Source organism: Paraburkholderia sp. BGA-UO-ETr-F12, assembly GCF_059567945.1.
Window position 1 is genome coordinate 101,301 of the sequence record NZ_JCAQOZ010000003.1, and the last position, 8,299, is coordinate 109,599.

General features: G+C 62.1%; 7 protein-coding genes. 6 read left to right on the forward strand and 1 reads right to left on the reverse strand.

Going from position 1 to position 8,299, the window contains the following annotated elements; all coding sequences use genetic code 11:
* Positions 1-2: 2 nt before the first annotated feature.
* Genes AC57B6_RS00580 through AC57B6_RS00590 form a run of 3 tightly spaced genes read left to right on the forward strand, consistent with a single transcriptional unit; the run spans position 3 to position 4,371 of the window.
* Positions 3-605: a GNAT family N-acetyltransferase gene (locus AC57B6_RS00580; RefSeq protein WP_030103418.1), complete on the forward strand. Its 603-nt coding sequence runs from the start codon at positions 3-5 to the stop codon at positions 603-605.
* A gap of 4 nt (positions 606-609) precedes the next feature.
* A complete protein-coding gene (locus AC57B6_RS00585) occupies positions 610-1,158 on the forward strand; it encodes a GNAT family N-acetyltransferase (protein WP_051743585.1) in 549 nt (182 codons plus the stop codon).
* A gap of 12 nt (positions 1,159-1,170) precedes the next feature.
* Positions 1,171-4,371 (forward strand): multidrug efflux RND transporter permease subunit, encoded by a 3,201-nt coding sequence (locus AC57B6_RS00590; RefSeq protein WP_496420536.1) that lies wholly within the window; start codon positions 1,171-1,173, stop codon positions 4,369-4,371.
* 59 nt (positions 4,372-4,430) lie between these two features.
* Here AC57B6_RS00590 and AC57B6_RS00595 read toward each other — a convergent pair whose 3' ends face one another.
* Positions 4,431-4,778 (reverse strand): DUF4148 domain-containing protein, encoded by a 348-nt coding sequence (locus tag AC57B6_RS00595; protein ID WP_046569844.1) that lies wholly within the window; start codon positions 4,776-4,778, stop codon positions 4,431-4,433.
* Positions 4,779-5,135: 357 nt separating this feature from the next.
* Between AC57B6_RS00595 and AC57B6_RS00600 the strand changes: the two genes are divergently transcribed.
* From AC57B6_RS00600 to AC57B6_RS00610, 3 genes are read left to right on the forward strand one after another with little or no spacing between them, the layout of a single operon-like run.
* A complete protein-coding gene (locus tag AC57B6_RS00600; protein ID WP_030103422.1) occupies positions 5,136-5,813 on the forward strand; it encodes a response regulator transcription factor in 678 nt (225 codons plus the stop codon).
* A gap of 13 nt (positions 5,814-5,826) precedes the next feature.
* The gene (locus AC57B6_RS00605; protein ID WP_102857332.1) at positions 5,827-7,224 is read left to right on the forward strand and encodes a HAMP domain-containing sensor histidine kinase; all 1,398 of its coding nucleotides are present in this window, start codon (positions 5,827-5,829) and stop codon (positions 7,222-7,224) included.
* Between the two features lie 35 nt (positions 7,225-7,259).
* Positions 7,260-7,985, forward strand: coding sequence for a winged helix-turn-helix transcriptional regulator (locus tag AC57B6_RS00610; RefSeq protein ID WP_496420537.1), 726 nt, complete (start codon positions 7,260-7,262; stop codon positions 7,983-7,985).
* Positions 7,986-8,299: the final 314 nt, after the last annotated feature.

Genomic DNA, 8,299 nt, shown 5'->3' on the forward strand with positions numbered 1-8,299 from the left:
CTATGAATCAAGACATAAGAACAAAATCCAGTTCAGGGGGCTTACCCGAGGGTCTGAAGCTGCGCGCATTGCGCGTTTCCGACGCGGAACAATTCCATGCCATGTGGGAGTCGCCGGTCGTGGCGAACGGCAATCCGCACGTACCGTTTCAGACGCTTGCGAGCACGCGCGAATACCTCGAAAAACTCGCGCCCCCCGAGATCGCGATCGCGGCGACGGTTGGCGATACCCTGGCAGGTGCAGCGGAGCTCACGCCTTTCAAGGGGCGCCGCGCGCATGCCGCGTCGATCGGCCTTAGTGTCCACGACGCGTGGCATCGGCGTGGCATCGGCTCTGCGCTGATGGGCGAACTACTCGATCTGGCCGACAACTGGCTCGGTCTGCGCCGTCTCGAGTTGCATGTCTTCGCCGACAACCATGCGGCGCTCGCGCTCTATCGCAAGTTCGGCTTCGAGATCGAAGCGCATCAGCGAGGTGCGGTGTTGCGCCGTGGCGTACTGATCGACTGGTATTTCATGGCGCGGCTGCGCGAGGCGCCGCCATGGATGTCGGCGCCACCGGCCGCCCACATCGAGCCGGCAGCCGCCAGCGTCGCAGCGGAATAGGACTATGAAAGAAGAAACGGTGCAGCACGGCGCCATGTTCGACAATCGTATTACGATTCGCGCACTCGAATCGTCCGATATGGACGCGTTCGCCGATATCATGAGCTTGCCTGGCGTGCGGCGCGGTACGTTGTCGGTTGGCTACCGCAGCGCCGAGCAACTCAAGACATGGTACGAGCAGCGCCTCAAAGACGGGGTGAACGTGTGCGCGACGATTGGCGGGCAGATGGTCGGCCACGCAAGTCTGGAGCTCCAGCGGCCCAGCCGCGCGCATTGCGCACACTTAGGATTGGCGGTGCATGACGCGTATCATGGACGCGGCGTCGGCTCGGCGCTTCTGCAGGGGCTGACCGATTGCGCGGACGCATCGCTCGGTTTGCGCCGCATCGACCTCACGGTGTTTCTCGACAACGCGCCGGCAATCGCGCTGTATCGCAAGTTCGGTTTTGTCGAAGAAGGCCGCTCGCGCGGTTTTGCGATGCGCGACGGCATACTGGCCGACGTGCTGCATATGGCCCGCCTGGTTGACGCGCCGCGCCTCCAGTCAATCTGAACGGACTATTGCGTGCCATTTTTTTTCATCGACCGCCCGGTCTTCGCATGGATTGTTGCGCTCGCTATTGTGGTAGCGGGCGCGCTCGCCATTCCGCAATTGCCGGTGGCGCAGTATCCGCGTCTGGCGCCGCCGCGCATCGTGATCAGCGCCACCTATCCGGGCGCCGCGACGGAGGTGGTCGATGCCAATGTCGGCAGCATCATCGAGGAAAGTCTCGATGGCGCCGACAATATGCTGTACTACCAAACAACCAGCGACAATCTCGGCAATCTGGAGATCGACGCGACCTTTGCACCGGGCACCAACCCGGACCTCGCACTGGTCGACATCCAGAACCGTCTCAAGCAGGTCGAGCCGCGCTTGCCGCAGCAGGTCGTGCAGCAGGGCATTAGCGTATTCAAGGCGGCCAATACGTTCCTGATGCTGGTCGCGCTGACATCGACGGACGGCTCGCGCGATTCCGTGCAATTGAGCGATTACCTGAGCCGCTACGTCTTGCGCGAATTGAAGCGCGCGCCGGGTGTGGGCGCGGCCGAGTTGTGGGACGCCGACGAAGCGCTGCGCATCTGGCTCGATCCGATGAAGCTGCGCGAATACGGCCTCGGCGCCGCCGAAGTCAACGCCGCGATCGCCGCGCAGAATGCCACGGTAACGGCAGGCACGCTGGGCGACGCGCCGTTCGTTCCGGGGCAGCAATTGACCGCCTCGGTGAGCGTGAAGGGGCAACTGATCTCGCCCGCCGAGTTCGGACAGATCGTGCTCAAGGCATTGCCCGACGGCTCGGCCGTGCGCTTGCGGGACGTCGCGCGGGTCGAACTCGGGCGCGACAATTACTCGTACTATTCCCGCCTGAACGGCAAGGCTGCGGCCACCGTGGGTATTCAACTCGGGCCGCGCGGCAATGCGCTCGAGACGTCCAACGCGATCCGCGCGCGGCTGGCTGAACTTTCGAAAACCTTGCCGCCTGGCGTGGCCGTCGAAATCCCGTTCGACAACGCCCATTTCGTGCAGATCGCGATTCGTGAAGTGCTGGTCACGCTGGCGGAAGCGGTGGTGCTGGTGTTCTTCGTGATGTGGCTGTTCCTGCGCGATCTGCGCTATACGCTGGTGCCGACGGTGGTGATTCCGGTCACGCTGATGGGCGCGTTTCTCGCGATTTACGTGTGCGGGCTGTCAATCAACGTGTTCACGATGTTCGGCCTTGTGCTTGCCATCGGCATCCTCGTCGACGATGCGATCGTGGTGGTGGAGAGCGTGCATCGCGTGATGGAAGAAGAAGGCTTGCCGCCGCGCGAGGCGACCCGTAAGGCGATGTCGCAAATCGGCGGTGCGATCGTCGGCGTGACCGCGGTGCTGACTGCCGTGTTTGTGCCGATGGCATTCTTTCCAGGCGGTGTCGGCGGTATTTACCGGCAATTCGCTGTGTCGATGATCGCCTCGATGCTGGTGTCGTCTTTCATGGCTTTGTCGCTGACGCCCGCGCTGTGCGCGAACCTGCTGAAAGCGCACAAGCATCCGGTGAGTGAGCGCGATACCCGCCGCGGCCCGCTCGGTTTCGCGGCGCGTGCGGCGAGCCGTTTCACCGCCGGTTTCGATCGCGCCGCAAGCGGTTATCGTGGACTGACCGCGAGAACGCTGCGCCGTATCGGACCGATGCTGGTTATTTATGCCGTGCTGGTCGGCGTATGCGGCGTGCTGTACTGGCAAATGCCCGGCGGCTTTTTGCCGAGCGAAGACCAGGGCCAATTGCAGGTGATGGTGCAATTGCCGGCCGGCGCCACGCAGGCGCGTACGCTCGCCGTGGTCAAGCGGATGGAAGGCATCCTGCATATGGAGCCCGCGATTGCGCACGTCACCAGTGTGATCGGCTGGAGTTTTACCGGCAGCGGCCAGAACGTGGCCATGGGTTTCGTCGAACTGAAAGACTGGGGCAAGCGCGACACCGATGCGATGGCGTTGCGCGATCGCCTCAACGAGAAGTTCAACAAGATTCTCGACGGCGACGTTGAGGCGCAATTGCCGCCTTCCGTGCCGGGTCTGGGGCATTCGGACGGCTTCGTGTTCCGGCTCGAAGATCGCGGTGGAGTCGGGCTGGACGCGTTGAAGGCCGCACGCGAGCGACTGTTCGCGCAGGCAAAGGCGAGCCCCGTGCTGGCATCGGTGCATTCCGAGGACTTGCCGGATGCGCCGCGTGTCGAGCTGATTATCGACCGCGCGAAAGCGTACGCGCTCGGCGTGTCGTTCGATCGTATCTCCGACGTGCTGGGCAGCACCTTCGGCTCGACGTATATCGACGACTTTCCTGCCGGTGGCCGCATGCGCCGGGTGATGATCTCCGCCGATGCCGCCACCCGCATGACCGAAGACGATCTGATGGCGCTCTCCGTGCCGAACTCGACGGGCGGCATGGTGCCGCTGTCAGCGATTGCGTCGCGCCATTGGTCCATTGGACCTGTGATGCTGAGCCGCTACAACGGCTATCCCTCGCTCGACGTGAGCGGTCACGCGGCGCCTGGCTACAGTTCGGGCGCGGCGATGGCGGAAATGGAGCGGCTCGCGGCTTCGCTGCCACTCGGCGTTTCGTACGACTGGGTCGACGCGGCGCGTGAAGAAACCGCGGCGGCGCGGCTTACCCCGTTGCTGATCGGCTTGTCGATGCTGGCCGTGTTCATGGCGCTGGCTGCGCTGTACGAAAGCTGGACGATCCCGCTTGCCGTGCTGATGGTCGTGCCGCTCGGCGTGATCGGCGCGGTTGCCGCCGTGCTGCTGCGTGGCATGCCGAACGATGTGTACTTCAAGGTCGGCATGATTACCGTAATCGGTCTCGCGGCGAAAAACGCGATTCTGATCGTGCAGTTCGCGCGCGACCTGTATGGCCAGGGGCTGCCGTTGACGCGTGCTGTCACCGAAGCGGCCGCGGCGCGCTTCCGGCCGATTGTGATGACCTCGGCGGCGTTCCTGCTGGGCGTCGTGCCGCTCGTGGTGTCGAGCGGGGCGGGTGCCGAAAGCCGCCGCTCGATCGGCACCGGGGTATTTGGCGGGGTGCTGGCGGCCACGCTGTTCGGCCTCGTGTTCGCGCCGGTCGCGTTTCATGCGGTTGCCTCGCTAACCTATAGCAGGCGGCGGCTCGCAGAGCTGCGCCGCAAGCGTAACGAGCGGCGCGCCCAGCGGGCGGCGAGCGAAAGCGGTCAGTTGACCAACGGCCGATGACGTGACGGCGGCCGTGCGGCGATTCGGCGTCGCGCCGTCATCAGCGTCGAGCGCAGCGCTCAGCCAGCCGGTTGATTCGCTGCTGCGGGCGCCGCACCGTCCGGCATTTGCGTAGCGGTTGTGGACGCGTGCGCGACCGGCATGCAGTCCGCGCGATATTCGGCTTGCAGCTTTTGCTCCGCCTCGTCCAGATCGCTCGGATATTCGTCGTCGTCGTCACTCGGGCTGTAGCCGACTGCTTCCAGTTCACTGAGCTCGTTCATCAACTGCTTATGGGTGACTTCGGTCTTGAGCTGTTTGAACGGGTAGTCGTTGCATTGCTGCTGCGTGAGACCCGGCGCGGCCATTGCGGACGCGCTGCCGATCAGCAGAAGGGTAGTGACGAGTGTTCTGGTTGCGAGCTTCATGTTCATACCATCACGATAAGGTTCGAGTCGGACCGCAAAAGAAAGTAGCGGGATGGCAGTAGGCTAGTCGAGGCGGCCTACCGAAGCAGCGTCGGCAAAATGAAATATGTTTTATCGTTCTGCAGCCCGTTTCCTGCCGCCTTGCGGCGAACTTAAATTTTTCTTCATGAAGCGGATGTTCATCCGCCATGCGCACGCGCGTAGCCTGCAGGCAGGCACTGGGCAAAGCGGCGACACCCGTCGAATCGCACGCCCGTACTCTGAACGCGCAAGCCGAATATGGCATCATGTCTACCTACTGATAACCAGTCGCGCCCGCCGCTTGCATCGGTTGAGCTGGCGGCGCATGCAATGATCATGTCGCGAGTACTGACGATCGAAGATGATGAAATTACCGCGAATGAAATTGTCGGGGAGCTGAAAAGTCGCGGCTTCACCGTGGATTGGGTGGCCAACGGCCGCGACGGCATGGCGCGCGCAATCAGCGAGGAGTACGACGTGATCACGCTCGACCGCATGCTGCCGGGCGTGGATGGTCTCACGATCCTGACCACCATGCGCAGTATCGGCATTCAAACGCCGGTGCTGATGCTAAGCGCGCTGGGCGATGTGGACGAACGGGTGCGCGGGCTGCGCGCTGGCGGCGACGATTATCTGACCAAGCCGTTCGACCCCGAGGAAATGACCGCGCGTCTCGAAGTTTTGCTGCGTCGCAGTCAAATGCCGGCTACGCCGCTCGAAACGCATCTGCGGGTCGGTCCGCTCGAACTCGATCTGATTTCCCGCAAGGTGCAGCGCGACGGCGAAGAGATCGTCCTGCTGCCCACAGAGTATCGTGTGCTCGAATTCATGATGCGGCATGCCGGACAGACCATCACGCGCACCATGCTGTTCGAGGCGGTGTGGGGCTACCACTTCGACCCGGGCACCAATCTGATCGACGTGCACATGGGCCGCCTGCGCAAGAAAATCGACCCACCCGGCGTGACGCCGATGATCCAGACCGTGCGCGGCTCAGGTTATATCCTCGCATGAGCAGACCATTTTGATGGACACAACCTTCCCGGCTCAATCTGCGCTCGGGCGGCGCTGGCATTCCACCACCTTTCGCCTGCTATCGGTCTACGCGGTTATCTTTTCGCTTTCGGTGATGCTGTTGCTGGGCTACATCGGCTGGGCCGTGACTGGCGATATGGAGCGCGAGACCGATGTCGTGATGGACTGGCAACTGGTCTACTTCGATTCGGTGCCTGATGCGGGCCTCGCGGACGCGATTCACCGGCGTATCGAACACGAGCGTATGCATACGAATTACTACGGCCTGTTCGCGGCCGACGGCCAACTGCTGGCCGGCGATCTTCTCTCGTATCCGACGCAGCTTCCCACCAACCGCACCGGCAAGACGCTCGATCTCGCGCTCGCGAAGGGACGCAACGAGCAGGTGCCGGTGGTCCGCGCGATGGCCGAGCGGCGCAAGGACGGCTCGACGCTCGTGATCGGCCGCGATCTGACGCACATTCTGCGGATTCGCGAGACCATCATCAACGCGCTGGTGGGCGGCGGCATCGTGTGCCTGCTTGCAGGCGTGGCGGGTGGACTCGCACTGAGCGTGCGGCAGATGCGCCGCCTGAAAGCGATCCGGCGCGTCACGCAGCGTATTGCTCAGGGCGATCTTGCGCAACGCCTGCCGATCGGCGGACGCGACGAAGTAGATATGCTCGCGCATCTGGTGAACCATATGCTCGCGGAAGTCGAGCGTCTCATGAATGAAGTGAAGGGCGCGTGCGACGGTATCGCGCACGATTTGCGCACGCCGCTCGCGCATGTGCGAACCTTGCTCGCGCATGCGGCGGAGCATACCGACTCGCTTGACGATCCTGCGCTATCGCAATTGGTGGAACGTGCGCGAATGGAGACCGATGCCTTGCTCGACCGGTTTCGCGCGATGTTGCGTATCTCCGAGATTGGCACGCTGCAGCGTCGCGGTGGATTCGGCGAGGTGCAACTGGAGACGCTGGTGCAGGAAGTGGGTGAACTCTACGAGCCGCTCGCCGAGAGCCGCCTGATTCAGTTGTCCGTGCATGCGCAACCGGTCGACGCGATTCATGGCGATCGCGCGTTGCTGTTCGAAGCGTTGAGCAATCTGATGGATAACGCGATCAAGTTCACGCCGGAGGGTGGTGCGGTACGTATGGAGCTTCGGCAGACTTCAGCGGGGCCGCAGGTGGATATTGTCGATAACGGGCCGGGGATTGCCGCGGACGAGCGCGATGCGGTCCTGCAGCGGTTTTATCGCGGGGAGAGTACGCGGCACCTGGCCGGCTCGGGGCTCGGTTTAAGCATTGTTTCGGCGGTGATGCGGGTGCATGACTTCACGATGAAGATCGGCAATGCGCAGCCAGGCGCGAGGATCTCCATCGAATGCTGGTCGAGGACGCTGGCATGAGCTTGTGCGTTTTCTTTATCCTGACAGGGTGGTGAATGCGCATTCTGTTCGTTGGGCCTTCTCATCCGGAAGCGGCATGGCTTTTCAAGGCGCTGCAGGAGAGCGCTCATAGTTTGCAGCGAGCCGACGATCTGCGGGATGGGGTTTTTCTTGCATCGCAGGAACCGTTCGACGCGATTGTTCTGATGGTGCTTGAGGTGGGATTTTATTCTTCCTTGCAGGGGTTCATTGGGGAGTTTGCTGCTGCCGGGAGTGGCGCTGCGATTGTTGCGGTGCTGGGGGCTGCTACGGCGCAGGATCGCACCAGGACTTTGCGGGCCGGCGCGGATGCGTGTTTTTGCCAGCCTTATTCGTTTATTGAAATGCACGAGAGGATGGCTGCATTGCAGCGGGTCGGGTGCGCGCGGGGCGCCGGTTTTTTTTCTGCTACGGCGTCTGCTGGTTCTGCTGCTTCTGCTTCTGTTTTGCCTTCGTTTGGGGGGCCTTCTTTGGATGCGGCTACTCGCGAGTTGGTATGCGGCGGACGGCGGGTTGCCGTGACGCGGCGGGAGTTTTTGCTGCTTGAATGTTTGCTGAGGCAGATTAATGCGCCGGTGGCGAGGGATCAATTGATCCGGTATGCGTGGCCCGAGAAGGAGGATGTCGATCCTTCCAGTGTCAATCTGGTTGTTTCGAGGTTACGGCGGAAGCTTTTGGATGATGTGCCTCAGGTGAGGATTGAGACTGTTAGCCGGTTTGGGTATCAGGTGTCGGTTTTGTAGTGGTGGTTTTTTTGCCTGTTCGGCGGGTTTTTTGTTGATCTGGCTCTTTGGCCTTTTCTTGTTTTGTTAGTGGTCTATTAGTGTTGCCCCTGTGCGGGGCGGCACTTACTTTCTTTGCCGCCGCAAAGAAAGCAACTGTATTGAAGGTCAAGTGTTTGGGGTTCATTCGATCATGATTTCGGCGGACTCCAGCGCGTAGCGTCACGCATCATGGCGTTGAGCCGGATGAGCAGTTTGCGCATGCCAGCGACGAAGGCGACCTTGGTTTTTTTGCCTTTGTCACGCAGCCGGTCACAAAACGCCTTGATGTCGGG

Coding starts and splice junctions, on each gene's coding strand:
- AC57B6_RS00580 (WP_030103418.1), top strand. CDS start 3: ATGAATCAAGACATAAGAACAAAATCCAGTTCAGGGGGCTTACCCGAG.
- AC57B6_RS00585 (WP_051743585.1), top strand. CDS start 610: ATGAAAGAAGAAACGGTGCAGCACGGCGCCATGTTCGACAATCGTATT.
- AC57B6_RS00595 (WP_046569844.1), bottom strand. CDS start 4,778: ATGAAGCTCGCAACCAGAACACTCGTCACTACCCTTCTGCTGATCGGC.
- AC57B6_RS00600 (WP_030103422.1), top strand. CDS start 5,136: ATGTCGCGAGTACTGACGATCGAAGATGATGAAATTACCGCGAATGAA.
- AC57B6_RS00605 (WP_102857332.1), top strand. CDS start 5,827: ATGGACACAACCTTCCCGGCTCAATCTGCGCTCGGGCGGCGCTGGCAT.
- AC57B6_RS00610 (WP_496420537.1), top strand. CDS start 7,260: ATGCGCATTCTGTTCGTTGGGCCTTCTCATCCGGAAGCGGCATGGCTT.